This window comes from Micromonospora sp. NPDC047753 (assembly GCF_040642735.1).
Lineage (GTDB): Bacteria > Actinomycetota > Actinomycetes > Mycobacteriales > Micromonosporaceae > Micromonospora.
This window is the reverse complement of the sequence record NZ_JBEYSL010000027.1, coordinates 1-26,787: the sequence shown is the minus strand read 5'-3', so window position 1 is coordinate 26,787 and position 26,787 is coordinate 1. Positions and strand designations below refer to the sequence as shown.

Below are 26,787 nucleotides of genomic sequence, written 5' to 3'. Positions count from 1 at the left end.
GTGCCCGGCTCCGGGCGGTCAGGCTTGATCCCTGCGCCGGGCACGGTCGGCCACACCCTTCTCGCCTGCGGCTTCGATGGAACGGGCCGGCCTCCCAGTGGGAGGCCGGCCCTTCGCGTTTCTTGTGGTTGATCGCTTCTGTTGGTTAGCGGCTGCTTGTGGTTTCTCGCACCCAGGGCAGGGCGAACCGCTCGATCAGCAGGAGCGCCGAGTAGAGCAGGATGCTCACCAGCGCCACCAGCATGATCGCCGCCCAGGCGGTGGCGGTGTCGCCGACGCCGGCGTACTGCGTGATGACGTAGCCGAGGCCACTCTCGCCGGCCTGGAACTCACCGATCACCGCGCCGATCGCGGCCAGTGGCATGGCCACCTTGAGCCCGACGAAGATCTGCGGCAACGCGGCCGGGAAGCGAACCTTGCGGAACGCCTGCCAGCGGGAGGCGTTCCAGGACCGCACCAGTTCGGCCAGGTCGGCCGGCGTGGTGGTCAACCCGGTCGCGGTGGACAGCACGATCGGGAAGAAGCAGAGCAGGAACACCATGGTCAGGATCGGCTTCTGGCCCCAGCCGAGCGCCACCACCAGCAGCGGACCCAGCGTGATCTTCGGCACCGCGTTCACAGCGACCAGCAGTGGCGTGAACATCCGCTCCACGGTGCGGGAGCTGGCCAGGGAGAGGCCGATCAGCACACCGGCGGCCACCGAGAGGGCGAACCCGGTCAGGATCTCCAACGTGGTGTCCCAGGTGTGCTCCAGCAGCTGCGCCGGCTTGTCGACGAACGCGGTGAGCACGTCGCCGGGTGGGGGCAGGGCGGCGGGGTGAACCAGCTCCAGCCGGGCGATCAGCCACCATGCCGCCAGCGCGACCAGGATGCCGACCGCGGGCAGCACCGCCTCGGCCCCGGCCCGCAGACCGGCACCTCGACCCGCGCGCCCCACCTCGGGGCCGGCACTCGGGGGCGGGGGTTCCGCCACCGCCGGGTCCGCTGACCGGACGTCGGTCATCTCTGTCCTCCTCGAAATCCCACGGCCCGCCGGGGGCCGACGAGCGACGGGGGTACGCCCCACCGGGATCGGCGGGACGTACCCCCTGATGACGACCGGACGATCAGGCCTTCGGCGCGAGGCTGAAGTCGATGATCTGCTCGGGGGTGATGTTCTGCTTCAGCGCGCCGGCACCCTGCAGGATGGCGATGCTCTTGGCGACCCGACCGCTGTCCAGGGTGCCGATCGCGGTGCCGGTGTTGCCGGAACGGACGTACGCGGCCATCAGCTCCAGCTCGGCGGCGGCGGAGACCGGGTTGGTGGCGTCGACGTTCTTCTTCAGGATGTCGGCGGCCTCCTTGGAGTTCGCCAGGCTGTACTCCAGGCCCTTGAGCAGCGCCGCGGTGAACTTCTTCACCATCTCGGGCTTCTCCTTGGCGATCTTCGAGGAGGTGATCAGCACGTTGCCGTAGAGGTCCTGCATCACGTTGCTGTACGGCAGCATGACGGCCTTCTTCTTGGCCACCGCCTCGATGGTCGGCTGGCCGACGACGAACTGACCGATGCCGTCGACCGAGCCCGCGGCCAGCGTGCCGATCAGGTTCTGCGCCTCACCGTTGACCCAGGTCACCTTGGTCGCGTCCACACCGGCGAGCCGGGCGTACGTCGGGAACAGGTTGCGGACGACGGAGCCGGGGGTGTCGGCGAGCTTCTTGCCCTCCAGGTCCTTCGGCGAGCTGATGTTCTTGCCCTCGACGGTGGCGATGCCCGCCATGGTGCGCTGCTGGATCGCGGCCACCGCGGTGAAGTCCTTCGCCTGGCCGTTGCCGAGCTGGAGCAGGCCGCCGGTGAGGTCGATCGGGCCGAAGTCGGCCTGGCCGCCGACGACGGTCTGGATCACACCACCGGTGCCCTGACCGGCCTTGATCTCGACGTCGAAACCGGCTTCCTTGAAGAAGCCCTTGTCCTTCGCCACCCAGGCGTAGGAGTCACGGCCGAAGTTACCGAACGAGGTGAGGTAGGTCACCTTCGTCAGCGTCGTCCCGTCGCCGCCCTTGGCATCGTCGGCCGAATCCGACCCGCTGCTGCAGGCGGAGACAAGGGCGAGGGCGGTGGCCAGCGCGGCCGTAGCGACCGTACGGGTCAGCCTTCTCATCAGTGCACCATGTCCTTTCCGACCGGGGCCGGCAGGCCACCGGAGGGGGTTGTCGTGACGGGCCGGCAGGAGGGGTGGAAGCCGGGCACCGCCGTCGTGGGGGGACTCTTCGCGGGCACAGCGTACGAGAAACCCACAGTTGCGACGCCAGGCGTATCGGGTTGCGGAACGGAAACAACCTGACGACCACCCCAGCCGGTGCGATACCTCGGGAGGGCGGCTAGCCTTTGTCGGATTCCTGACCGTCCACTCAGCGGAGGTACGCCGGAGATGATCCGACTGTCCGGGGTGTCCCGTACCTTCGAGGGCCGATCCGGCCGGGTGGAGGCGCTGCGCGGTATCAACCTCGACGTCGCCGAGGGCGAGTTCGTCGCCGTGCTCGGCCGCTCCGGCTGCGGCAAGTCCACACTGCTGCGGCTGATCGCCGGGCTGCTCCCGCTGAGCGCCGGTGAGATCACCGTCGCGGGTACGCCGATCGCCCGCCCCCGCCAGGACATCGCCATGCTGTTCCAGAAGCCGGCGCTGCTGCCCTGGCGCACCGTGCTGGACAACGTCCTGCTGCCGGTGGAGATCTTCGGTTGGAGCCGCGCCAAGCACCGGGAGCGGGCCCGGCAACTGCTCGACGTGGCCGGGTTGGCCGGCTTCGAGAAGCGGCTGCCGCACGAACTCTCCGGCGGAATGCAGCAGCGGGTGTCGCTGTGCCGGTCGTTGATCGGTGAGCCCCGGGTGATGCTGATGGACGAGCCGTTCTCCGCACTGGACGCGCTCACCCGCGAGGAACTCTCCGGCGAACTCCAGCGGGTGCACATGGAGAACAAGCCGACCATCGTCTTCGTCACCCACTCGATCGACGAGGCGGTGCTGCTCGCCGACCGGGTGGTCGTGCTGAGCCCGCGCCCCGGCCGGATCCGCAAGGTCGTCGACGTGAACATCCCCCGGCCCCGCACCCTGGGCCGCAACGCCCACCTGGCCGACGTCGCCCAGGTCAGCGCCGACCTGCACGAACTGCTGATGGAACGCGAACAGCCGGCCACCGCCGGCGCGGAAGGACACTGACCATGCGGGTGTCGGTCTTCACCGAGCCGAACCGTGGCGCCAGCTACGACACCCAGCTCCGGTTCGCCCGGCTGGTCGAGGCCTGCGGCTACGAAGGTTTCCTCCGCGCCGACCACTACCAGTCGATGGGCGCCGACCCGGGCCTGCCCGGCCCCACCGACGCCTGGCTGACCCTCGCCGCGCTGGCCCGGGAAACCGAGCGGATCCGACTCGGCACCCTGGTGACGTCGGCCACGTTCCGCCTGCCAGGCCCCCTCGCGGTGATGGTCGCGCAGGTCGACCAGATGAGCGGCGGCCGGGTCGACCTCGGCATCGGCGCCGGCTGGTACGAGCGCGAGCACACCTCGTACGGCATCCCGTTCCCGGCGGTCGGCGAGCGTTTCGACCGGCTGGCCGAGCAGCTTGAGGTGATCACCGGGCTGTGGGGAACCCCACCCGGCGAGACCTACAGCTTCACCGGCGACCACTACCGGCTGGTGGACGCTCCCGCCCTGCCCAAGCCGGTGCAGGTGCCCGGCCCGCCGATCATCGTGGGCGGGCGTGGCCCCAAGCGCACACCCGAACTGGCCGCCCGGTACGCCGACGAGTTCAACATGCCGTTCAAGTCCGTGGCCGCCACCGCCGAGGCGTACGACCGGGTGCGCGAGACGTGTGAGCGCACCGGACGGACGGAGTCCGGGCGCGCCCCGTTGGTGCTGTCCGCCGGGATCGTCGTCGCCATCGGCCGGACCGACGCGGAGGCCCAGCGTCGGGCCGCCCCTCTGCACGAGAAGAGCGCTCTGCCACCGGAGGACCCGGTGGTCGGCTCCCCCGCGCAGCTCGCGCAGCGGCTCGGCGAGTTCGCCGCGATCGGTACCACCCGGGTCCACCTGCGCCTGATCGACTTCGATGATCTCGACCACCTTGAGCTGATCGCCGCCGAGGTGCTGCCCCAACTGGACGGAGCACGATGACCGACGTGATCGACGGAACCGAACTCGGACCGGTGGGCCAGGAGATCGTGTACGAGAACGACCGGGTCCGGGTCTGGCACATCCGCCTCGAGCCGGGCGAGCGGCAACCGCTGCACCGGCACGACCACCCCTACCTGGTGGTGGCGATCGAGGGCGCCAAGAACGTCGTACAGACCGTCGACGGCACCCTGATCGACGCCGACGAGCCCACCGGTGGTGTCGTCTACCGGGACCCTGGCGCGGTGCACATGCTGACCAATGTCGGGGATACGACTTACCTGGCTCGACTGGTCGAACTCAAGTAGACCCGCCGATGGCCACCGGCGTGCCGCGCGGCGCGCCGTTGGCTATCGGGTGTACCGGGTGCGTAACGTGCCGGACATGGCCTTTCGGACCTGGGGCAGACTGCTGCTCACGGCGCTCGGGGTGAGCGTGCTGGCCGGAGCCGGCCAGCTCGGCGTCGCGTACGGTTTCGGCATCGTCCGCCTGACCGGCGCATTCACCGGTACGACAGTCAACCAGTGGCCGGCCCAGCTGGTCTGGGTGGGCTGGTTCGCCGCCAACGCAGCCGTCGCCGGCGCCGTCCTGACCGGACGCCTCGCTCGCCGTGACGCTCCGGCGGCCAGCACCGGGCGGCAGTTGGCGGTCGGCGGCGCGGCAGCGCTCGGTGCCACAGTCATCGCCCCGCTCTGCATGCAGCCCGCCCGCGCTGCGGAGCTGATCTCCGTTGACCCGGTCTGGGCGGTGGGCATCTGCGCCATGGTCGGTGCGGTGATCGGGGCGGGCGCGGCGATCGCCGTCCTGTTCCGGCCCGAGCTGGGGTGGAACATGGCGGCCGTGGCCGGCACGGTCTGGCTGCTGGCGCTGATCTCCGTCCTACCGTCGCTCGGCACGGCCGGCCCACTGCCGACCGTCCGGCTCGGCGTACTGGAACCGAGTTGGCTCGACGCCGCCGCCGCACAGCGGCTGGCGATGCTCCTGCTGCCCATCGTGGCGCTGCTGGCCGGCGCGGCGACCGCCGGGCTGGCTCGCTCGCGGGGTCAGGCTCCACTGGTCAGCGGAGCGACAGGGGTGGCCGGTCCGGTGCTGGTGGCGTTCGCCTACCTGACCGCCGGTCCGGGCGACGCGGTGGACCGCTACCAGACCGCCCCCTACTACGGCTCGTTGATCGCGATCCTCGCCGGAGCGCTCGGCGCGGCCGCCGCCGCGCTGCTGCGTTGGCCGATGGGCACCCGTACCACCGATCCGCAGGCGATCGAGCCCACCGCCATCCTGCGCCCGCTGTCCACCGGCCCGGCGCTGACCAGCGCGCCGAACGACACTGACAGCGCGCCGGACACGGACAGCGCCGAGGACACCGACACGGAGCTGGCCACCCGCACGAAGCCCGTCGGCGTCGTTGCGGGTCCATGGGCGGCGGGCGATCCCGATGCCGTACGCACCGTCCCGGCCCACTGGGACTGGCCGGAGACCACAGCGAGCGGACAGCACGGTCCGGCTCCCGCCACTGCTACTCCCGCCGCACCGGCTGCTGCCGCCGCACCGGCTCAGCCCGCGGCCTGGCTGACCGCGCCGACCGGTGAGTTCACCGCCGCTGGGCAGACGCCCCCGCGTCAGGATGATGTCCCGGCCACTACCGAGCCCTCGGCCGGCGCGGATGTCAGCATCGTCACCGACGCCACCGCGACCGGCACGACGGCCGGCCGCGCCGACGCCGCGACCCCGGCGGCCGGCCGGGCTGTCGACGAGCCGAGCGGCAGCACAGCGGCGGACCCGACCAGCAGCACAGCGAAGGACCCGAGCGGCAGCACAGCGACCAGTGGCAGGCCGACCGGTGGGCGCACCACCCGCAAGTCCGCCGACACGGCGAGCGCCACGGGCGCACCCGGTTCCGGCCCGACCAGCACGGGCAGCGGCACCGAGGCGACCAGCACGGCATCGCCTGGCACTGAGGCTCCCAATCCCGACGCCACGGCCTCGACGGGCACGGAGCCAGCCCCGAACACCGCTGGCACGCCCGACCACGGCACGTCCGAGGCGCCGCCGACGATCAAGCCGCGACGCAGCCGCAAGCCGAAAGCCAACCCGGACGCCACCGCCTCCGACGTGGCCGGCGACACGTCCTCTGCCGGTTCGGCAACCCCCAGCGAGACGACCGACGACGCGGCAACCGCAAGCAAGACCACCACCCCCGCGACGACCACCGGCCGCGCCACGAAGGGCACCCGGCCGGGCAGGTCCGCCGACAGCACCGCCACCGACACTCCGGCGCCCAGCCAGGAAAGCCCGGGTGAGCTGTCGAGTTCGACCTCCGAGGTCGCCTCGACTGCCGCCTCCGGCACGGCAGCAGCCCGGACCACCGCTACCGGCGCGAAGCGAGCACCTGCCACCGGCGCGAAGCGAGCACCGGCCGCGTCGACGACCGCCGAAACCGGCGCGACGCGGGTGCCGGCCAACCCGGAGTCCCCCAGCACGCCGACCGACGCCACACAGACCCCGACCACCGGGACCGGAGCGACACCAGCACCGACCACCACTGCCGGCCAGGTTGGCGCGGAAGCCACCCCGCGCGTCCCGAAGGCCGGCACGGACAGCAAGGCAGCAGCGGCCGACGCGACCAGCGATTCCGCGATCGCCGGGGCTCGTGGCACCGACAGCGCGCGGTCCGTCGCCGAGGACGTTCCGGCCGCCGGGTTGTTCGCGGCCACCGCCGCCAACGACCCGGACACGGACCGGTGGACGCCCGCGCCGTCGGCCTGGCCGGTCACCTCGACGTGGACGGTGCCACCGCAGGCCTCCGAGCCGGGGGCAACGGCATCGGAGGGGTCGAGCAGTCCTGACGCGCCGACCGGGCCGATGCCGAGGCCCCGGCATCGGGCCCCGTTGCCGGACCTGAGCCGGGCCGGCACCTGGAACGCGTTCGACACCTCTCGGCGCCGCGGGTCCGCGGGATCGCAGGACAGCTCGACGGCACGGACAGCGCCAACGGAAGCCGGCGAGACCGCTCCGGCCGAACACCCGGGCCGGCCAGAGGGCGCGCCCGCCCGTGCCGCCACCGCCACCGGCGATCTGTCGCCTACCGACACCACGTCGGCAGAACCGACGCAACCGAAGGTGGCAGAGCAGCCCTCCCGACGAGGGCGGCTCGGTGGGCTGTTCCGCCGCAACCGCTCCCGCGCCGACGAGGAGAGCCCGAAGACGTCGGATGAAGCGGAGCCGCTGGCATCCCAGGACGAGGAATTCGTCGACTGGGTCGCCGGTCTGAGCAAGCCGGTGTCGGACAACGAGCCCGAGCAGGAGAACAGCCGCCGGTCGTTGCGCTCCACCGGTCGACACCACCGCGACTGACTCCACCGCGCGGACGCACCGACCGGTCGTCTGACCGACCCCGCGACATCGCCACGCGCCGGGCCGCGCAGGCCGACACCGGCCACGCGGGCCGTCCCTGCGTCGCCTCGCAACACAGGGACGGCCTACGCCCGCAGGGAGGTCAGGCGAGCGGCAGGTAGACCCGGCTCCCGCCGGAGACGAACTCCTCCGACTTGTCCTTCATGCCGCGCGCCGCGTACTCCTTGAGCTCTTGGGTGATCTTCATGGAGCAGAACTTCGGGCCACACATCGAGCAGAAGTGTGCGGTCTTCGCCGGCTCCGCCGGCAGGGTCGCGTCGTGGTACGAGCGTGCGGTCTCCGGATCCAGCGAGAGGTTGAACTGATCCTCCCAACGGAACTCGAACCGCGCCTTCGACAGGGCGTCGTCCCAGGCCTGCGCGCCCGGGTGCCCCTTGGCCAGGTCCGCCGCGTGTGCCGCGATCTTGTACGCGATCACGCCCGCCTTCACGTCGTCGCGGTCCGGCAGGCCGAGGTGCTCCTTCGGCGTGACGTAGCAGAGCATCGCGGTGCCGAACATGCCGATCATCGCGGCGCCGATCGCCGAGGTGATGTGGTCGTACGCGGGCGCGATGTCGGTGGTCAGCGGACCGAGCGTGTAGAAGGGCGCCTCGTGGCACCACTCCTGCTGAAGGTCCACGTTCTCCTTGATCTTGTGCATCGGTACGTGCCCGGGGCCCTCGATCATCACCTGGACGTCGTACGCCCAGGCGATCTTCGTCAGCTCACCGAGGGTGCGCAGCTCGGCGAACTGCGCCTCGTCGTTGGCGTCGGCGATCGACCCGGGGCGCAGCCCGTCGCCGAGGGAGAACGTCACGTCGTAACGCGCGAGCAGCGCGCACAGCTCCTCGAAGTTGGTGTAGAGGAAGTTCTCCTCGTGGTGCGCCAGGCACCACGCCGCCATGATCGAACCGCCCCGGGAGACGATCCCGGTCACCCGGTCCACGGCCAGCGGCACGTACGGCAGGAGCACCCCGGCGTGCACAGTCATGTAGTCCACGCCCTGCTCGGCCTGCTCGATCACGGTCTCCCGGAACACCTCCCAGCTCAACTTCACCGGGTCGCCGCCGACCTTCTCCAACGCCTGGTAGATCGGCACCGTCCCGATCGGCACCGGCGAGTTCCGCACGATCGCCTCCCGGGTCTCGTGGATCCGCTTACCCGTGGACAGGTCCATCACGGTGTCCGCGCCCCAGCGGGTGGCCCAGGTCAGCTTCTCCACCTCCTCGGCGACCGACGAGCTGACCGCCGAGGTGCCGATGTTGGCGTTCACCTTGACCAGGAACGCCTTACCGATGATCGCCGGCTCGCACTCCGGGTGGTTGACGTTGAGCGGGAGCACCGCCCGACCGGCGGCGATCTCGGCCCGCACGAGTTCCGGTTCGACGTTCTCCCGGATCGCCACGAACTCCATCTCCGGCGTCACCACACCGGCCCGCGCGTACGCCAATTGGGTGGGCCGGCGATTGCCCACCCCGGCCAGCGGGGTACCCGCACCCCGTACGGGCGCCACGTCACCCCGCTCGGCGATCCACCGACCGCGCAGCGCGGGCAACCCCACCAACGGGTCCGACCCCGGGCCGGACGTGTCGTAGAGCCGCACCGGCGGCAGGTCACCGGTCAGCCCCACCTCCGCGAACGGCACCCGGACATCCGGCCGTGAACCCTCGACGTACACCTTGCCTCGTGCGTGCATGACAGCCTCCCTGGTGATCAAGCGGGCCAGCCGAAGTGGTTCAGCGGCCCGCGCCCCGCGCCCAGCTCCCAACCCCGCGCGCCGGTCAGCGCACGGAGCACGTACTCCTTGGCGGCCCCCACGGCGGCCGGCACCGGGTCGCCGAGACCGAGCCGCACCGCGATCGCCGCCGAGAACGAGCACCCGGTGCCGTGGGTGTGCCGGGTGGTCACCCGGGGTGCGCGCAACACTGTGGTGACGCCGCCGCCGTGCAGCACGTCGACCGCCTCGCCCCCGTCCAGGTCACCGCCGGTGACCACCACGTACTCCGGGCCGCCGGCCACCAGGGCCTCGGCGGCCGCGACCATCGCGGCCACGTCGTCCACCGGACGTCCGGTGATCGCCGCGGCCTCCGCGCAGTTCGGGGTCGCCACAGTGGCGTACGGCAGCAGCCGCTCCACCGCGCCCACCACGCCGAGCCGGTGACCGCTCGTGGCGACCAGCACCGGGTCGACGACGAGGTGGGGCAGCCGGTCGTCCCGGGCGGCCTCGGCCACCACGTCCGCGATCGCCGGGGTGCCGAGCATCCCCGTCTTCACGGCACAGACTGTGAAATCGGTGAGCACGCTGTCCAACTGTTCGGCGACGGTGCGCGGGGGCAGCGGCAGCACCGCGTCGACACCCCGGGTGTTCTGCGCGGTGACCGCCGTGAGGACGCTGGTGCCGTACGCGCCCAGCGCGGCGAAGACCTTGAGATCGGCCTGGATGCCGGCGCCGCCGCCGGAGTCCGAGCCGGCGATGGTGAGCAGTGTTGGCGGGGTCATTTGCCCTCTTTGGTTGCGGTTTCGGGCTGCGGCCGACAGTGCCCACTCCGGGCGGTCAGGCTTGATCCCTGCGTGGGCACTGTCGGCCGCAGCCCCGACGTGGGGATCTGGGTGACCCCGCGCCGGGTTTGGCTCAGCTTGGGGGTGACCGCCTTGGCATAGGCGCTGGTCAGGATGGCGGCTGTTTCGGCGGGGTCTTTGGCTCGCATCAGTGCGCCCAGCACTGCTACTCCGACGGCTCCCGCCTCGACGCAGGCGGTCACCTGTTCTGGTGTCTCGACTCCGCCGAGGGCGAGCAGGGGCACCGGGCTGGCGCGGACCAGGCTGCCCAGCCCCGCAACATCCAGGGGTGGGCCGTAACCCGGTTTTGTCTTCGTGGGCCAGACCGGGGAGATGGTGGCGTAGTGCTCGGTGGTCAGGCGGTCCAGCTCGGGTTGGTGGTGGCAGGAGCGGCCGACCAGGCCGTGTTTCGGGGGCGGGTACGGGCCGGCGGCGGGCAGGTGCACGGCGTCGCCGCCGAGCGGGTCGGGGCCGGCCACGACGAGGGTTCCGCCGACGTCGGCGAGGATCGCGCGCAGGTCGGCGGCGAGAGCGGCGCGTTCGGCGCGGGGCAGATCCTTCTCCCGCAGCACCACCCAGCGCACTCCCCCGGCCACGGCTCCCGCCAGGACCCGGTCGAGCCCCTCCCGCGCGACGCGCCGATCGGTCAACACGACAACCCCGGACGGCGGTGTCACAGCTCGGGTCTTCCCTCGTCGGGGGTGGAGGCGAGCGCGTGGAAGCGGCGCTCGATCCGGCCGGCCTGGGCCGCCAGTCGGCCCGCCTCGACGGCGTACCGCATCGCGGTGGCCATTGCCACCGGGTCGGCCGCCCGGGTGACAGCGCTGGCCAGCAGCACCCCGTCACAGCCCAGCTCCATTGCCAGCGCCGCGTCGGACGCGGTGCCGATGCCGGCGTCGAGGATCACCGGCACGTCCACACCCTGCCGGATGAGTCGAATGTGGTGCGGGTTGCCGATGCCGAGCCCCGAGCCGATCGGGGAGCCGGCCGGCATCACCGCGGCGCAGCCCACGTCGGCGAGGCGGCGGGCGAGCACCGGGTCGTCGCTGGTGTACGGCAGCACTGTGAAACCGTCGGCGACCAACTCCTCGGCGGCGCGGAGCAGCTCCACCCCGTCGGGCAGGAGCGTCCGCTCGTCGCCGATCACCTCCAGCTTGACCCAGTCGGTGTCGAACGCGTCCCGGGCCAACCGGGCCACCTTCACCGCCTCGGTCGCGGTGTGGCAGCCGGCGGTGTTCGGCAGCAGGCGTACGCCGCACCGGTCCAGCAGCTCCAGCAGCCCACCCGTGGAGCCCGGTGCCGTGCCCACCCGGCGCAGCGCCACTGTGACCAGCTCGGTGCCGGACGCCCGGATCGCCTGCTCCAGGACGTACAGGTTCGCGGCACCGCCGGTGCCGAGGATCAGCCGTGAGGTGAAGGTCTCCCCACCCAGCTCGAACGGCACGCCGCTCACCCGCCCTGCGCCGCGGTGAGCACCTCGACCCGGTCACCGTCGCGCAGTGGCCGGGCCGGCCAGCCGGTCCGGGGCACCACCTCGCCGTTGACCGCGACCGCCACCCCACGTGGGTGCGCCACGATGTCGCGGACCAGATCCGCCACTGACGCGCCGGCGGCGACGCTGCGCCCGGCCCCGTTCACTGTCAACTCCACAGGTCCCCCTCCACACTCGGTTCAGGTCGGCAGGACGCGGCCACCGTGGCACCGCCGAAGAAGCGGTCGGCCCGGAAGGGCGCGAGCATCGGGTCGGGTACGCCGCCCAGGACCAGGTCGGCGATCAGGTCAGCGGTGATCGGGGTGAGCACGATGCCGTGCCGGTGGTGCCCGGTGGCGACCAGGACGTCCGGTCGGTCGGGCAGCGGCCCGAGGATCGGCGCGTTGTCCGGGGTGCCCGGGCGCAGCCCGGCGACCGCCTCGACCATGTCGTACTCGGCCAGCTCGGGCAGCAGGTCGACCCCGGCGCGCAGCAGCCGTTGCACAGCACCGGCGGTGACAGTGGTGTCCGAGCGCTCCTCGACCGTCGCGCCGAGCACCACCTCGCCGTCGGCGCGGGGCACCAGGTAGACGTGCTCGCCGTCGGCGTACCCCCGGATCACGTGCCGGAAGCCCGGCGCGACGCCGTCGGGCGCGCGGAGCCGGAGGATCTGACCCTTCACCGGCCGCACGGGCAGGCCGGTGAGCGCTGTGGCCCCGCAGCCGGCGGCGACAACGGTGACCGTCGCGTCCACATCGGACAGTTCCCGGACCTGCTGCGGCACGAGCACCGCGCCGGCCCGCTGCGCGGCCGTGCGCAGCGCCGGCACCAGCAGCCGGGGGTCGACCTGATGGTCGGTGGGCGCGAGCGCGCCACCGCGCACCCGTGGGGCGAGCGCCGGTTCACTGTCGCGCAGCTCGCTGGGGCGCAGCGGCGTCACGGGCAGGCCCAACCCCTGCTGGTACGCCCACAGCCGGCGCGCCTCGGCCAGGTCGTCGCCGGTGAGCCCGACCATCAGGGTGCCCTCGGTCCGATAGCCGATCTCGACCCCGGTCGTCTCGGTCAACTCGGCGGCGAACCCCGGCCAGCGGGCAGCGGATGCCAAGAGCAACCCGGTCAGCTGCCGCTCACCGAAGTACGCCTCGGCGACCGGGGAGAGCATGCCGGCGGCCACCGCCGACGCCCCCGAACCGGGCACCGGGTCGTGCACCACCACCCGCAGCCCGCGAGCGGCGCAACGCCAGGCGATGGCCAGCCCGATCGGCCCCGCCCCCACCACTGCCACGTCCGGCCGGACCCGGTCGCTCGACGGCGGTGACGGGGACCGGCCGGTCAGCACGTCAGGGCCTCGATCAGCTCGGCGGTTGCCCGTGCCGGGTCGGCGGCGGAGGAAACGGCGCCGACCACCGCCACCCCGTACGCCCCGGCGGCCCGCAGGGCCGGCACCCGGGCCGCGGTCACTCCGCCGATCGCGATGACCGGAACGTCGACGGCGTCGACGACGGCGCGTACTCCGGCGGGCCCGATGGGGTCCGGCAGGCCGGTCTTGGTGCTGGTGGCGTGACACGGACCGACGCCCAGGTAACTGGCGCCCGCCGCGACGGCCTCGGCCGCCGGGCCCGGTGCGCGAGCGGTGGCGCCCAGCACACCGGTGGGGCCGAGCACCCGGCGGGCGGCGGCGACCGGCAGGTCGTCGGCGCCGACGTGCCCACCTGCCGCGCCGAACGCCAGCGCCACGTGCAACCGGTCGTTGACCAGGCAGGTCGCCCGGTACGGCGCGCAGAGCGCCAACACCCGCCCGGTCAGCTCGTACGCCTCGCGGTCGGTGGCGGAATCCTCGACCCGCACCTGCACCACCAGGTCGGCATGGGCCACGGTGAGGGCGGCGCGGACCACGGCGAGTGGGTCGCGACCGGGTCGGGTGTCGGTGATGAGATGCAATCGCCCCAGGGACGGCACGGCAACGCTCCTCCCTGCGCCGGCATTATCCGGATCAGGTTCGACGGTCGGGGGCTGTCAGCCCCCCTCTCAGCCCGGTACACCGGGCTCCCGTGGGTTACTTGCGTGTCACCGTACGACAGATCCGTCGGCCTGCCAAGGCGCGGGGTCGGCGGTGGCCGGCCGGGCCGGCGCGTCAAAACGAGTGAGATCCAATGGGGCACTTCATACGGTCCTGTTCGGAATGTCGCCCCCCGTTGCAGAACCGTTACCCGTCCGCATCTTGCCCGACATCGAGCCAGCCGAATTAATTTGTTCAGCGATTCGACAAAATGTCGGTGGGGGCACCTTGGCACGGTGTGACCACCGGCTCCATCAGGGACGGCCTTCGGCGAGCCGACTCCCGCGAGCTCTGTCACTACGACACAGGAGGCGGCGTGTCCCGTTCTCGTCGTGCCCGCGTACCAATCACCGCAACCCTGATCTCCCTGGCCATGGCCTCGACCACCCTGTTCGGCGCGCCCGCGCAGGCGGCCGCCCAGGTTCCCCCACGGGATGCGAAAGCCGCAGCCCCGGTCAGCCAGGTGGTGCCGAAGGCGCCAAAGGCCGCGGCCGATCCCTTCTCCGTCCTGATCTTCTCCAAGACCGCCGGCTTCCGGCACGACTCGATCCCCACCGGCATCGCCGCCATCCAGCAGCTCGGCGCCGCCAACGGATTCACAGTGGACAACTCCGAGGACGGCGCAGCATTCAACGACGCCAACCTGGCGAAGTACAAGGCGGTGATCTGGCTCTCCACCACCGGTGACGTGCTCAACGCCGACCAGCAGGCGGCGTTCGAGCGCTACGTGAAGGCCGGCGGCGGCTACGTCGGCATCCACGCCGCGTCGGACACCGAGTACAGCTGGGCCTGGTACGGCGACCTGGTCGGCGCGTACTTCGCCAACCACCCGCAGAACCAGACGGCCACCGTCAAGGTGGAGGACCACGCCCACCCGTCCACGGCCGGGTTGCCGGACCGGTGGTCCCGGTTCGACGAGTGGTACAACTACCAGAGCAACCCCCGGCCGGACGTGCACGTGCTGGCCAGCCTGGACGAGAAGAGCTACACCCCCGGCGCCGGTGCGATGGGTGCGGACCACCCGGTCGCCTGGTGTCAGGACTACGACGGTGGCCGCTCCTGGTACACCGGTTTGGGGCACACCCGGGAGTCGTACGCCGAGCCCGAGTTCCTGTCCCACCTGCTCGGCGGCATCCGCACCGCGGCCGGCGTCGAGAACGCCGACTGCGGCGCCTCGAAGACCTCGAACTTCGAGAAGGTCACGCTGGACAGCAACACCAGCAACCCGATGGAGCTGGACATCGCCCCCGACGGGCGGGTCTTCTACATCGAGCGTGACGGTCGCGTGCAGATCGTGAAGCCGGACACCGGCAACACCGTCACCGCCGTCGACCTGGACGTCTTCACCGGCAACGAGGACGGCCTCATCGGCATCCGGCTCGACCCGGACTTCGCCACTAACAACTGGGTGTACCTGTACTACGCCCCGAACGACGGGGTCACCCGCAACCTGCTGTCCCGCTTCACGGTCACCGGCGACACCATCAGCCTGGCCAGCGAGAAGCAGGTGCTCCGGGTCGACACCCAGCGCAACACCTGCTGCCACGCCGGCGGCAGCATGACCTTCGACGGCGACGGCAACCTCTACCTGGCCACCGGTGACAACACCAACCCGTTCGAGTCGAACTCGTACTCGCCGCTCGACGAGCGGGCGGGCCGCCAGGACTACGACGCGCAGCGCACCTCCGCGAACACCAACGACCTGCGCGGCAAGGTGATCCGGATCCACCCGGAGGACGACGGCACGTACACGGTCCCGACGGGCAACCTCTTCCCGGCGGGCACCGAGAAGACCCGTCCCGAGATCTACGCGATGGGCTTCCGCAACCCGTTCCGGATCGGCACCGACCCGAAGACCAACACGCTGTACGTCGGCGACTACGGGCCGGACGCCAACACCGACAACCCGAACCGTGGCCCCCGCGGTCTGGTCGAGTGGAACATCGTCACCCCGGGCAACTACGGCTGGCCGTACTGCACGGGCACGAACGAGGCGTACAACGACTACACGTTCCCGTCCGGTCCGAGCGGCCCGAAGTTCGACTGCGCCGCACCGGTCAACAACTCGCCGAACAACACCGGCCTGACCAACCTCCCGCCGGTGGTCCCGGCGACCGTCGACTACGGGTACGCCGGTGACGCGCGCTACCCGGAGATCGGCGGCGGCGGCGCCCCGATGGGTGGCCCGGTCTACCGTTACGACGCCGACCTGAACTCGAACCGCAAGTGGCCGGCGTACTACGACGGCAAGGCTCTGCTCGGCGAGTGGAACCAGAACAAGATGTACACCATGCAGGTGACCCCCGACGGCAAGTCGTTGGTGGACATCAACCAGTTGCTCACCGGCATGAGCATGATCCGGCCGATGGACTTCGAGTTCGGCCCGGACGGCGCGCTGTACCTGATCGAGTGGGGCAGCGGCTTCGGTGGCAACAACGACAACTCCGGCGTCTACCGGATCGACTACACCGCCGGTGACCGTGCGCCCATCGCGGCGGCGTCCGCCAACCCGACCTCGGGTCCGGCGCCGTTGGCCGTCACGTTCTCCAGCGCCGGCTCCCGGGACCCGGACGGTGGCACGCTCACCTACGCCTGGACGTTCGGCGACGGGCAGACCTCGACCGAGGCCAACCCGACCCACACGTACGCCACGGCGGGCAACTACACCGCCCAGCTCACCGTCACCAACCCCAAGGGTCGTACCGCGGTGGCCAACGTGCCGGTGACGGTCGGCAACACCGCGCCGACGGTCACCATCGAGTTCCCGCCGGACGGTGGCTTCTTCAACTGGGGTGACCAGGTCCGGTACACCATCAAGGTGACCGACCCCGAGGACGGGGAGATTGACTGCGCCCGGGTCGGGCTGCAGGTGCTGCTCGGTCACGACGAGCACGCCCACCCGCTGGAGCAGCACACCGGCTGCACCGGCACCGTCCAGACGTCGCTCGCCTCCGGGCACGGCGCCGAGGCGAACGTCTTCGCGGTCTTCGAGGCCACCTACACCGACGAGGGTGGTGCCGGGGGCTCCGGTGCTCTGACCGGCCGGCAGATCGAGGTCCTGCAGCCGAAGCAGAAGCAGGCCGAGTACTTCACCGCCACCGGGCGCGCCCCGGTGAGCACCGGCGGTGGAGACCCCGGCGTGCAGCGCGAGGCCGGCGCCGACACCGCCGGTGGCGGTCAGAGCATCGCCTTCATCGAGGACGGTGACTGGTGGTCGGTCGCCCCGGCGAACCTGACCAACATCACCGAGATCCGATTCCGGGCCGCCTCCGCCGCCGCTGGCGGTCGGATCGAGGTGCGCGCCGGTGCTGTCGACGGACCGGTGGTCGCCACGGCCGTCGTACCGTCGACCGGGGCGTGGCAGACGTACACGGACGTGAGCGCGCCGGTCACCGGTGCCGCGAGCGGGTCGCTGTACTTCCTGGCGCGCGATCCGAACGGCGGAAGTGGTTCGCTGTTCAACGTCAACTGGATGGACTTCGTCGGCCGCGGTGTCACCGAGAACGGGCCGCCGGTGGTCAGCGCCACGGCCACCCCGGGCACCGGCACCGCACCGGTCACCGTCGCCTTCGACGGCACGGCCACCGACGCCGAGGGCGACACCCCGCTGACGTACGCCTGGGACTTCGGTGACGGAGGCACGGCGACCACCCTGGACGCCAGCCACACCTACACCACCGCGGGCACCTTCACGGCCACCCTCACGGTGACCGACAGCAAGGGCGCCAAGTCGTACGCCACGGTGCCGGTGCGGGTGGACGCTCCGGACACGTCCTGCTTCGGGGCGCGTTCGGACGACTTCAACGGCAACAGCCTCGACAAGGCCCGCTGGACCAGCGTGATCCGGGAGAACCAGCTCTACTCGCTCAGTGGCGGCGCGCTCCGGCTGCCCACTGGCGTTGGTGACCTCTACGGCGCTCGCAACGACGCCACGAACCTGGTGCTCCAGGCGGCCCCGACCGGCGCGTGGGAGATGACCACCAAGGTCACCCTGCCGGTGACGGCCAACTACCAGCAGGCAGGTCTGCTGGTGTACGGCGACGACGACAACTACGCCAAGGTGGACCTGCTGTACAACGGCAGCCGTCGGGTGGAGTTCATCCGGGAGACGGCTGCCACTCCTCGCAACGAGGCCGCCGACGCCACCAACGCACCTGCCGGTGACACCGTGTACCTGCGGATCACCAGCGACGGGACGAACCTGACCGCGTCCGCCTCGGGCGACGGTCAGACGTTCACCCCGGTCGGCCGTTCGGCCGCGCTCGAGGGCATCACCAACCCGCGGATCGGGGTCTTCGCGCTCAACGGTGGCACCGAAGCCCCCGTTGTCGACGCCGCGTTCGACTCGTTCCAGGTCACGCCGGACGCTCCGGCCGGCCCGGTCGACCCGTCGGACGAGTTCACCGGCAGCACGCTCGACAAGTGCCGGTGGGACGCAATCACGCGGGAGGACCCGAGCGGTTACCGGGTCACCGATGGCGCGTTGCGGATCGACGTGCCCAACGGTGACATCTACGGCACCGACAACACCGGGCCGAAGAACTTCATCCTCCAGACCGCGCCGTCCGGCGACTGGACCCTGGAGACGAAGGTCGACGGCAGCCTGCTGAACGAGCAGTACCAGCAGGCGGGTCTGCTCGTGCAGGCGGACGACGACAACTACCTGAAGCTCGACTTCATCGCGGACAACCAGGCCGGCCAGGCGGTGACGCGGCGGATCGAGTTCCGCAGCGAGATCGCCGGGGTGGTCCAGAACCCGCAGCCCGAGGCGGGCAACCTGACCTCGGCGGTGTGGCACCTGCGGCTGGCCCGCACGGGCGACACGTTCACCGCGTCGTACTCGGCCGACGGGACGACCTGGACCCCGTTGGAGGCGCTGACCAACAGCGCGGTGGGTGCCACCCCGAAGGTCGGGTTGTTCACCCTCGGCGCCAACCAGACGGCGTCGAAGACCGCCTCGTTCGACTACTTCCGGCTCAGCACGGAGGTGGCCGACGAGACGGCACCGGTGACCACTGCGGCGGTTTCCGGCACCCCGACCGACGGGTGGCACACCGGGCCGGTGACGATCACGCTCACCGGTGCCGACGAGGCCGGCGGTAGCGGGCTCGCCGGTACGGAGTACCAGCTGGACGGGGCCACCACCTGGACGGCGTACACCGCTCAGGTGGCGGTCAGCGGGGACGGCGAGCACGAGCTCCGATTCCGCTCGACGGACAAGGCCGGCAACGTGGAGGCGACCAAGACCGTCTCGGTCAAGATCGACGCCACCGCGCCGGTGACCTCGGCGACGTTCGCTCCGGCGAACGACGCCGGTTGGCACAACGGGACCATCCCGGTCGTGCTGGCCGCCACCGACGCCGGTTCCGGCGTCAAGACGGTGGAGTGGTCGCTCGACGGTGGTGCGTGGGCGCCGTACTCGACGCCGATCGAGGTGACCGGCGACGGGCAGCACGAGCTGCTGTTCCGCTCGGCGGACAAGGCGGGCAACGTCGAGACGCTGAAGTCGGCGGTGCTGCGCATCGACGGCACCAAGCCGACGCTGCTGGTGTCCGGGCTGGCCGACGGCCAGCTCTACGGCGACAGCCAGGACGTCCGGGTGGCCTGGCAGGCCGTTGACCCGAGCTCGGGCATCGCGAGCGTGGTCGGTCAGCTCGACGGCCAGGCGTACACCAGTGGCACCCTGCAGGCCATGTACGACCTGTCGCTCGGCCTGCACGAGCTGACCGTGACCGCGACCGACAAGGCGGGCAACAAGACCACCTCGACGGTCCGGTTCTTCGTCACCACCTCGTTCCGGGACATGCAGAGTCTGCTGGACCGGTTCAAGGCGACGGGGCGGCTCTCGACCAAGGCGCACAAGCAGCTGTCGAACAAGCTCGACGCTGTCCGTGCGTCCGAGGCGGCCGGCGACGACAAGGCGGCTGTCCGGCAGCTGACCGCGTTCCGGACGCTCGCCTCCGACACCGCGCTGGTGGGCGAGGCGGAGGTCCGGGACGTCCTGATCCGGGACGCCGATGCCATGATCGTTCGGCTCGGCGGCGCGGCCAGCAAGGCCGGGGTCAAGGCGAACGACGGTGACTCGGTCAAGGGCACCGGACGGCTTGGTGGCGATGCCACCCGGCTGGCACCCGGTCGCCAGCTCTGATCCGACGAGGCCCCTCCCCGGCGCTGCGGCGTCGGGGAGGGGCCTCCCTCATCGGGAGGAACGGAGATGTCCGTGACCGGTATCCGCAAGGCGTTGGCCGCCGTGTTCGTCGGGCTGGCCCTGACCCTGTCCGCCGCCCCGGCGGCGCAGGCAGCCCAGGCCGCTCCGGCGGCGCATGGCGCCCAGGCCGCTCCGGCGGCGCAGGCCGACAAGCTCAAACTCACTGTGGCCGGCGACGGGGCTCAGGGCGTCACCATCCAGGCCACCTACGCCGATGGCCGCCGGCTGGAGCAGGTGGTGCGGCTGGTCCTCACCGCCACCGGTCCGGACGGGCAGCGGGTCGGGCCGGTGCAGCTCGAACCGCAGCCCGAGGGGCAGGGTTTCTACAGCAGCGGCCCGGTGCTCTCCACCGGCACGTGGAAGGTGTCGGTGAACTCCCCCGCTCCCCTGGCGGGCAAGGCCACCGCCACGGTGCAGGCTAAGACGGCGCAGTCGCCGCCGGCGCCCGCGCCGGTCGCGGTGACCACGCCGACGGACGACGCCGGCAGCGCCGCCTGGTGGCCGCTCGCGGCGGCCGGTCTCGTGCTCGTCGCCGTCGCGATGGGGGTGGCCATGCTGTTCGGCCGCCGACGCACCACCTGACCGAAGCAGCAGTGCATGACAGGGCCGGGCCGCGACGAGCGGCCCGGCCCTGTCATCGTCGCGGCTTCCGTGAAGTCGGGGCTTCCGCAGACCGCAGATGCCCCGATTTCACGGAACGCGGGTGGATCAGCGACAGCGCGCGCCGTCAGAGGATGGCGCGCAGCGCCGCCAGATCGTCGTCGCTGGGCTCCCAGACGCCGGCGGCGGCGTTGGCACGCACCTGCTCGGGCGTGGTGGCACCGGCGATCACCGAGGTCACCGCCGGCTGGGCGGCCAGTCCGCCGATCGCCACCTGGAGCATCGTCAGACCCCGCTCGGCCGCGTACGCCTCGATCGCCTCGATGGTGTCCCAGTCGGCCGCGGCGAGCCGCTCCGCGTACCGGCCACCACCGGAGAGCCGGCTGCCGGCCGGCGGCTGACCCTCCCGCTTGTACTTGCCGGTGAGCAGGCCGTTGGCGAGCGGGAAGAACGGCAGCATGCCGAGACCGAACCGCTCACACGCCGGGATCACTTCGGCCTCCACGGACCGCTCCACCAGGCTGTAGTGGTTCTGCGCGCTGATGAAGCGGGACCGGCCGTTGGACGAGGCGACCCAGTCCGCGTCGGCGATCTGCCAGCCGGCGAAGTTGGAGTTGCCCAGGTAGCGCACCTTGCCGTCACGGACCAGGTCGTCCAGTGCGGCGAGGGTCTCGTCGATCGGGGTGCCCGGGTCAGGCTCGTGCATCTGGTACAGGTCGATGTGGTCGGTGCCGAGCCGGCGCAGCGACGCCTCCACCGCGCGGGCGATGTAGCGACGCGCACCCCGCGCGCCGTAGTCCGGTCCGTTGAGACCGTTCATGTCCATGCCGAACTTGGTGGCCACCACCACGTCGTCCCGGCGGCCCTTGAGCGCCTGCCCGAGCAGTTCCTCGGAGCCGCCCTGCGGCTCGCCGTAGATGTCGGCGGTGTCGAACAGGGTGATCCCGGCGTCCAGCGCCGCGTCCACCACCGCCCGGGTGCCGTCGAGGTCCAACTTGCGGCCGAAGTTGTTGCAGCCGATGCCGACCACGGACACCACGAGCCCGGAGTCGCCCAGCCGGCGATAGGTCATGTCAGTCACGCGATCCACCCTATGCCGGCTCGGTGCGGGCCACCTCGGCGGCGGCTCAGCCGACCACCTCGGTGACCAGCTCACGGGCGGCGTTGATGGTCGCGGCCAGCTCGGCCGGACTGCGGCCGACGCCACCGAGCAGTGCCTGCGCCCGCTGCGCGAAACGCGGAGGCGCCCCCGGCAGCCGGCCCGCTGCGGCGATCATCCCCTTCTCGTTGATCAACCAGTGGCCAGCCCGGGCGTGCAGCACCTGGGCGAGCACTCCGACCGCCCGGAACAGGCAGCCGGCGACGTACCCGCTGTCCCCGCCTGCGGCGGCCTTGGCCGCGCCGGCCAACAGGAACCCGGCCTCCCAGCCGCCAGCCACGAGCGCGTCGGCCAACGCGGGTGGATAGTCCCGGGCCTGCTCCTTCAGCGCGGTCAGCTGGCCGGTCGGGTCCGCCAGCACCTGGCCCAACGCCACCTCGCCGACGTAGGCGGACGAGTAGAACCCGAGCGGGTGCCCGGCCTGCACCCCGACCTCGTACCGGCCGGCCCGGCAGTCCGCCCAGGCGCTGTGCACCCGGTCGAGGTCCCGGTAGATCCAGTCCACGGCGACCCCGCCGATCCGCAGCCAACCACCCCCGTCCACCCACTGCCCCCAACCACCGGGGGCGGTGAGCGCGACGGCGGTGTCGGCGACCGTCGCGGCCACCGCACGCAGCGCCGGCAGGTCCAGCTCACCCCGGTAGTACAGGCCCAGGTCCCAGTCGGAGTCCGGGCGCTGCTCGCCGCGCGCCCGGCTGCCGCCGAGCGCCACGGCGACCACCCCCTCGACGGCGCACAGGCGGTCGGGCAGGTCGGTGGGGATCACCCGACATCCCAGACCGGTTCCGGGGTCTCCACCACCTCGTTGTCGCCTCGGAACAGCACGAACCTGTCGAAGGAGCGGGTGAACCAACGGTCGTGGGTGACAGCGATCACCGTCCCCTCGAAGGCGTTCAGGCCCGTTTCGAGAGCTTCCGCGCTGGCCAGGTCGAGGTTGTCGGTGGGCTCGTCGAGCAGCAGCAGGGTCGCCCCGGACAGCTCCAACAGCAGCACCAGGAACCGGGCCTGCTGCCCGCCGGAGAGTGTCCCGAAGCGCTGGTCGCCCTGCGCGGCCAACTCGTAGCGACTGAGCACACCCATCGCCGCGTGCCGGTCCATCCCGGTGCGGTGCTCGTCGCCCCGCCAGAGGATCTCGACGAGCGTCTTCGACATCAGCTCCGGCCGGTCGTGAGTCTGGGAGAAGTGCCCGGGGCGGACCCGGGCACCGAGGCGGGCCGACCCCTCGTGCATCACCGGAGCGAGCGCGCCCGCGCCGTCGACCGGGCCGTTCGCCGGGTCCGGGTCGGTGCCGCCGCGGGCCAGCAGCCGCAGGAAATGCGACTTGCCGGTGCCGTTGGCACCGAGCACCGCCACCCGGTCGCCGTACCAGATCTCCAGGTCGAAGGGGAATGTCAGGCCGTCGAGCTCCAGCTGCTCGCAGACGACCGCGCGCTTGCCGGTCCGCCCGCCGCTGAGCCGCATCCGGATGTCCTGGTCCTTCGGCGGTACGGGCGGCGGCCCGGCCTCCTCGAACTTGCGCAACCGGGTCTGCGCGGCCTGGTAGCGCGAGGCCAACCCGTCGTTGTACGCGGCCTTCTGCTTGTACATCAGCATCAGCTCGCGCAGCTTCTGGTGCTCCTCGTCCCAGCGCCGGCGCAGCTCGTCGAGGCGGGCGTGCCGAGCCACCCGAGCCTCGTACCAGCTGGCAAAGCCGCCCGGGTGCACCCAGGCACTGCCACCCTCGACGGCGACCACCCGGTCGGCGCTCTGGGCCAGCAGCTCGCGGTCGTGCGAGACGTAGAGCACCGACTTCGTCGACTCACGCAGTCGCGCCTCCAGCCAGCGCTTGCCGGGCACGTCGAGGAAGTTGTCCGGTTCGTCGAGCAGCAGCACCTCGTCCGGGCCGCGCAGCAGCAACTCCAGGGCGAAGCGCTTCTGCTGGCCGCCGGAGAGGGTCCGCACCGGACGGTCCCGTACGGCGTCCCACGGCTTACCGAGCACGATGGTCGCGACGGTGTCGAAGAGCACCTCGGCGTCATACCCGCCGGCCTCGCCCCAGGCGCCGAGCGCATCGGCGTACGCCAGCTGGGCCTTGCCCGCGGCGTTGCTGAACTTGCCGTGGGCCTCGGTCGCCCGCATGGTCGCCTCGGTCTCGCCGAGCCGCCGGCCGGCGTCGCGAAGCGCCGGCGGGGCCAGCGACAACGCCAGGTCGGCGAGGGTCGACTCGTCGCCGATCATGCCGATGAACTGGCGCATCACACCCAGCCCGCCGGCCCGCGCGACGACGCCGCTGCGCACCGGCAGGTCGCCGGCGACCATCCTCAGCAGCGTCGTCTTTCCCGCGCCGTTCGGCCCGACCAGGGCGACCTTGCTGCCCTCCCCGACCCGGAACGACACGTCGGCGAAGAGTTCCCGACCGTCGGGCAGGATGTGCCCGACCGCTGCCACGTCCACGTATCCCACGCCGGGATCCTGCCCCAGTGAGGGTCGGAGGGTACATCCAATTACCGGGTGACGCGCAGCACCCGGAAGCCTTTCTGGCTGGCGTACCGCTCGACCTGCCAGCTCTGCTCGGTGAGCCAGCGTTGCAGCGAGTCGCCGCCGAGGTGTCGGGCGACGACCAACCAGCCGACGCCGTCCGGGGCGAGTCGGGGCAGCCAGCGCAGCAACAGGTCGTGCAGGCCTTCCTTGCCGATCCGGATGGGCGGATTCGACCAGATCTGGGCGAAGCGGACGCCGTCCGGAACGTCGTCCGGCGCGCTGACCCGGACCCGGTCGGCGGCACCGACCCGAGCCGCGTTGGCGGCGGTCAGTTCGCGGGCCCGGGCGTTGACGTCGACGGCCCAGATGGTGCTGCTGGGCGCGAGGTCGGCCAGCACGCAGCTGATCGGCCCGAACCCGCAGCCGAGGTCGAGCAGGTCACCGGTGGTGTCGTCGGCGGGCAGCTCGGCCTTGCGCAGCAGCACCGCGGTGCCCGGGTCGAGCCGGCTGGCGGAGAACACCCCGCCGGCCGAGGTGAGCCGGTAGTCGCGGTCGGCGACGGTGAACTCGACCTCGCGCGCCGGGGCGTCGCTGGTGGGCTGAGCGGTGAAGTAGTGGTCGCCGGTCACCCGACAATTCTCGCACCGGTCCGGGGCGGACCTGACACGGCCCACACGTACATTTCCCCGAAATTACCACCTAAAGGGACAATGGCTCCTACTCTGGGCGACATGGTGTATCGGTACCAGTCCGATGAGGACGCTTTCGAGGAGTACCCGGAGCCCGGGTCCGACCTGTCGGTGCTCGGCGCCGGTCCGCCCCCGCCGGCCGGGCCCTCTCCGTCACGCTTCCCCACGCCGTCGCTGCCCCGCCCGAACCAGCTCTCGCTGCCCTCGTCGCAGCCGGCACCGCCTCGTGCCGAGGTGCCGCAGCTCGGGCCGGCCGCCCACGCCGATGCGCCGCAGACAGTGCCGACACGCGCCGACATCCCACCCGCACCGCCGCGCAGCCAGATCTACACCTCGGCGACGGCGGCGGAGCCGCCCTCCCGGCGCGGCGGCGGTCGACTGTGGCAGGCGCTGATCGGCGGCGCGGCCGTCCTGGTGCTGCTCGCCCTCTGCGGCCTCGGCGCCGCCGCGCTGCTCATCGACCGCGGCGAGCAGCCGCAGAGCAACCCGACGAACCAGCCGAACGCCGCCCCTACGTCGCCACCGGCGGAACGGCTGGCCCTCGACTCCCGGGACACCGACCAGGCTCCGCTCACCGCCAAGGAACTCTTCCCCGGCAAGGAGCTGAAGCTCACCGACGGCCAGCCGAGCTACCAGGTGCTCAAGACACAGTCCAGCGGCAGTTGCGCCGTCGCCGCCACCGACGAGGTCGCCGACCTGCTGGTCCGGCTCGGCTGCAACCAGATCGTCCGGGCCACCCTGAGTACGCCCGACGACAGCCACCTGGTCACCGCCGGCCTGTTCAACCTCACCGACAAGGTCAGCGCGGAACGAGCCCGAGACCGGCTCCGGCAACTTCTCGACGAGCGGCAGGGCCGTTTCCGTGGCCTGATCGCGAACGACGGCGACGGCACCGATGTCCTGGCCAACGCCCCGGCACGCGTCGGCTGGCAGGTCCGAGGCCACTACCTGGCGTACGCGCTGGTGGTCCGCAAGGACGGCACAGCGGTCAAGGCGGGAGATGCCAAGGTCCGCGAGATCCTGTTCGACATGATCGAGTTGCACCTCAGCCGGGGCGTGCTGCAGAGCCGGGCCGACGGTGGCACCGCCTCTCAACCGACGGCGGCACCTACCGGCAGCAACGCCGACCAGGGCGATCTGCCCGGCGATTGATCCTGCGGACGGTCAGCCCTCGATCGGGACCCGCAACCGGCGGGTGAGGGTCGCCCGTTGGGCGTACTCGGCCGGATCGGCCGGGTAGCCGACGGCGACCAGGGTCAGCCCGCGCGCGGGGGCCACCGTCACCTCGCTGGACCGCTCCCGCTGGGTGAGCAGAGTTCCCGGCCACTCGACCGGGCGGCGGCCGTCCCCGGCCACCAGCATGGCTCCCACCAGGCTGCGCACCATCGCCTGACAGAACGCGTCCGCCTGCACGGTGGCGACCAGGATCCCGTCCGGGTCGCGACGCCAGTCCAGCCGGGTCACCTCGCGCAGTGTGGTGGCGTGCTCCTTGCGCCGGCAGTACGCGGCGAAGTCGTGCTCCCCCACCAGCCCGGTGGCGGCGGCGTTCAGCGCGGCCAGGTCCAACGGCTTCGGCCAGGCCAGCACCTCGTGGCGGCGCAACGGCTCGGCGCCGAAAGGCGCGTCGGTGACCCGGTACTCGTAGCGCCGGAAGGTGGCCGAGAACCGGGCGTCGAAGTCGGCCGGCACCTCGGTCATCGCCCGTACCCGCACGTCGGTGGGGAGCAGCCGGGCCAGACGACGCAGCAGCCGCCCCTCGTGCTGGCGCCACACGTCCACGGGCAGGTCCACGTGGCACACCTGACCGGTGGCGTGCACTCCCGCGTCGGTCCGCCCGGCCACCGTCAGCCCGATGGCGGTACCAACGCCGAGGACCAGGTCCAGGGTCTCGACGAGCACCCCCGCGACGGTGCGCCTGGTCGGCTGGGCTGCCCAGCCGGAGAAGTCGGTGCCGTCGTACGAGACGTCCAGCCGCAGCCGGATCCGCTCGTCCACCTCGTACCTCCTGTCACGGGTCGGGCCCGGCACCCCGATGGGGGTGCCGGGCC

Annotated in this window: 21 protein-coding genes and 1 riboswitch; of the genes, 7 read left to right on the top strand and 14 right to left on the bottom strand. The window is 71.8% G+C overall.

Features of this window, described 5'->3' with window-relative positions:
- Positions 1-145: 145 nt before the first annotated feature.
- Both ABZ749_RS04410 and ABZ749_RS04405 read right to left on the bottom strand, forming a co-directional pair.
- A complete protein-coding gene (locus ABZ749_RS04410) occupies positions 146-1,003 on the bottom strand; it encodes an ABC transporter permease (RefSeq protein ID WP_357222623.1) in 858 nt (285 codons plus the stop codon).
- A 103-nt stretch (positions 1,004-1,106) separates the two neighbouring features.
- Positions 1,107-2,138, bottom strand: a complete 1,032-nt coding sequence (locus ABZ749_RS04405; RefSeq protein ID WP_357222621.1) for an ABC transporter substrate-binding protein — start codon at positions 2,136-2,138, stop codon at positions 1,107-1,109.
- Between the two features lie 270 nt (positions 2,139-2,408).
- Here ABZ749_RS04405 and ABZ749_RS04400 point away from each other — a divergent pair, with 270 nt between their 5' ends.
- The 4 genes from ABZ749_RS04400 to ABZ749_RS04385 all read left to right on the top strand — a co-directional run bounded on the left by ABZ749_RS04400 (position 2,409) and on the right by ABZ749_RS04385 (position 7,495).
- Positions 2,409-3,194, top strand: a complete 786-nt coding sequence (locus ABZ749_RS04400) for an ABC transporter ATP-binding protein (RefSeq protein WP_355009627.1) — start codon at positions 2,409-2,411, stop codon at positions 3,192-3,194.
- Positions 3,195-3,196: 2 nt separating this feature from the next.
- Entirely contained in the window at positions 3,197-4,147 is a 951-nt protein-coding gene (locus ABZ749_RS04395; protein ID WP_357222619.1) for an LLM class F420-dependent oxidoreductase, read from the top strand.
- Entirely contained in the window at positions 4,144-4,452 is a 309-nt protein-coding gene (locus ABZ749_RS04390; RefSeq protein ID WP_357222617.1) for a cupin, read from the top strand. Before ABZ749_RS04395 ends, ABZ749_RS04390 begins: the two co-directional genes overlap by 4 nt.
- 76 nt (positions 4,453-4,528) lie before the next feature.
- Positions 4,529-7,495, top strand: coding sequence for a hypothetical protein (locus ABZ749_RS04385; RefSeq protein WP_357222615.1), 2,967 nt, complete (start codon positions 4,529-4,531; stop codon positions 7,493-7,495).
- Positions 7,496-7,637: 142 nt separating this feature from the next.
- Here ABZ749_RS04385 and thiC read toward each other — a convergent pair whose 3' ends face one another.
- From thiC to thiE, 7 genes are all read right to left on the bottom strand, one after another.
- A complete protein-coding gene (gene thiC, locus ABZ749_RS04380) occupies positions 7,638-9,230 on the bottom strand; it encodes a phosphomethylpyrimidine synthase ThiC (RefSeq protein WP_357222613.1) in 1,593 nt (530 codons plus the stop codon).
- 17 nt (positions 9,231-9,247) lie between these two features.
- Positions 9,248-10,033: a bifunctional hydroxymethylpyrimidine kinase/phosphomethylpyrimidine kinase gene (gene thiD / locus ABZ749_RS04375; RefSeq protein WP_357222611.1), complete on the bottom strand. Its 786-nt coding sequence runs from the start codon at positions 10,031-10,033 to the stop codon at positions 9,248-9,250.
- On the bottom strand, positions 10,030-10,770 hold the full coding sequence (locus ABZ749_RS04370; protein ID WP_357222608.1) for a thiamine phosphate synthase: 741 nt from the start codon (positions 10,768-10,770) through the stop codon (positions 10,030-10,032). Before ABZ749_RS04370 ends, thiD begins: the two co-directional genes overlap by 4 nt.
- Positions 10,767-11,546: a thiazole synthase gene (locus ABZ749_RS04365; protein WP_355009620.1), complete on the bottom strand. Its 780-nt coding sequence runs from the start codon at positions 11,544-11,546 to the stop codon at positions 10,767-10,769. Before ABZ749_RS04365 ends, ABZ749_RS04370 begins: the two co-directional genes overlap by 4 nt.
- The gene (gene thiS / locus ABZ749_RS04360; RefSeq protein ID WP_357222606.1) at positions 11,543-11,743 is read right to left on the bottom strand and encodes a sulfur carrier protein ThiS; all 201 of its coding nucleotides are present in this window, start codon (positions 11,741-11,743) and stop codon (positions 11,543-11,545) included. The genes ABZ749_RS04365 and thiS overlap by 4 nt, the downstream gene beginning before the upstream one ends.
- Complete coding sequence (gene thiO, locus ABZ749_RS04355; RefSeq protein WP_357222627.1) at positions 11,734-12,900, bottom strand: glycine oxidase ThiO; 1,167 nt, start codon at positions 12,898-12,900, stop codon at positions 11,734-11,736. Before thiO ends, thiS begins: the two co-directional genes overlap by 10 nt.
- A complete protein-coding gene (gene thiE / locus ABZ749_RS04350; RefSeq protein ID WP_357222604.1) occupies positions 12,897-13,523 on the bottom strand; it encodes a thiamine phosphate synthase in 627 nt (208 codons plus the stop codon). Before thiE ends, thiO begins: the two co-directional genes overlap by 4 nt.
- Positions 13,518-13,627, bottom strand: a riboswitch (TPP riboswitch). Its footprint overlaps the gene before it by 6 nt.
- A gap of 312 nt (positions 13,628-13,939) precedes the next feature.
- On the opposite strand from thiE, the gene ABZ749_RS04345 reads away from it, so the two are divergent.
- Together ABZ749_RS04345 and ABZ749_RS04340 are read left to right on the top strand one after the other, a co-directional pair.
- The gene (locus ABZ749_RS04345; protein WP_357222602.1) at positions 13,940-19,771 is read left to right on the top strand and encodes a ThuA domain-containing protein; all 5,832 of its coding nucleotides are present in this window, start codon (positions 13,940-13,942) and stop codon (positions 19,769-19,771) included.
- 66 nt (positions 19,772-19,837) lie between these two features.
- Positions 19,838-20,413: a hypothetical protein gene (locus ABZ749_RS04340; RefSeq protein ID WP_357222600.1), complete on the top strand. Its 576-nt coding sequence runs from the start codon at positions 19,838-19,840 to the stop codon at positions 20,411-20,413.
- A gap of 145 nt (positions 20,414-20,558) precedes the next feature.
- Here the strand turns inward: ABZ749_RS04340 and ABZ749_RS04335 are convergent, their stop codons facing one another.
- Genes ABZ749_RS04335 through ABZ749_RS04320 form a run of 4 tightly spaced genes read right to left on the bottom strand, consistent with a single transcriptional unit; the run spans position 20,559 to position 24,679 of the window.
- On the bottom strand, positions 20,559-21,521 hold the full coding sequence (locus ABZ749_RS04335) for an aldo/keto reductase (RefSeq protein ID WP_357222598.1): 963 nt from the start codon (positions 21,519-21,521) through the stop codon (positions 20,559-20,561).
- A gap of 37 nt (positions 21,522-21,558) precedes the next feature.
- Entirely contained in the window at positions 21,559-22,356 is a 798-nt protein-coding gene (locus ABZ749_RS04330; RefSeq protein ID WP_357222596.1) for a nucleotidyltransferase domain-containing protein, read from the bottom strand.
- The gene (locus tag ABZ749_RS04325; RefSeq protein WP_357222594.1) at positions 22,353-24,032 is read right to left on the bottom strand and encodes an ATP-binding cassette domain-containing protein; all 1,680 of its coding nucleotides are present in this window, start codon (positions 24,030-24,032) and stop codon (positions 22,353-22,355) included. Before ABZ749_RS04325 ends, ABZ749_RS04330 begins: the two co-directional genes overlap by 4 nt.
- Positions 24,033-24,073: 41 nt before the next feature.
- Positions 24,074-24,679: a methyltransferase gene (locus ABZ749_RS04320; protein ID WP_357222592.1), complete on the bottom strand. Its 606-nt coding sequence runs from the start codon at positions 24,677-24,679 to the stop codon at positions 24,074-24,076.
- A gap of 102 nt (positions 24,680-24,781) precedes the next feature.
- Here ABZ749_RS04320 and ABZ749_RS04315 point away from each other — a divergent pair, with 102 nt between their 5' ends.
- Positions 24,782-25,891, top strand: a complete 1,110-nt coding sequence (locus tag ABZ749_RS04315; protein ID WP_357222590.1) for a hypothetical protein — start codon at positions 24,782-24,784, stop codon at positions 25,889-25,891.
- A gap of 12 nt (positions 25,892-25,903) precedes the next feature.
- Here ABZ749_RS04315 and truA read toward each other — a convergent pair whose 3' ends face one another.
- On the bottom strand, positions 25,904-26,734 hold the full coding sequence (gene truA / locus ABZ749_RS04310; RefSeq protein ID WP_357222625.1) for a tRNA pseudouridine(38-40) synthase TruA: 831 nt from the start codon (positions 26,732-26,734) through the stop codon (positions 25,904-25,906).
- Positions 26,735-26,787: the final 53 nt, after the last annotated feature.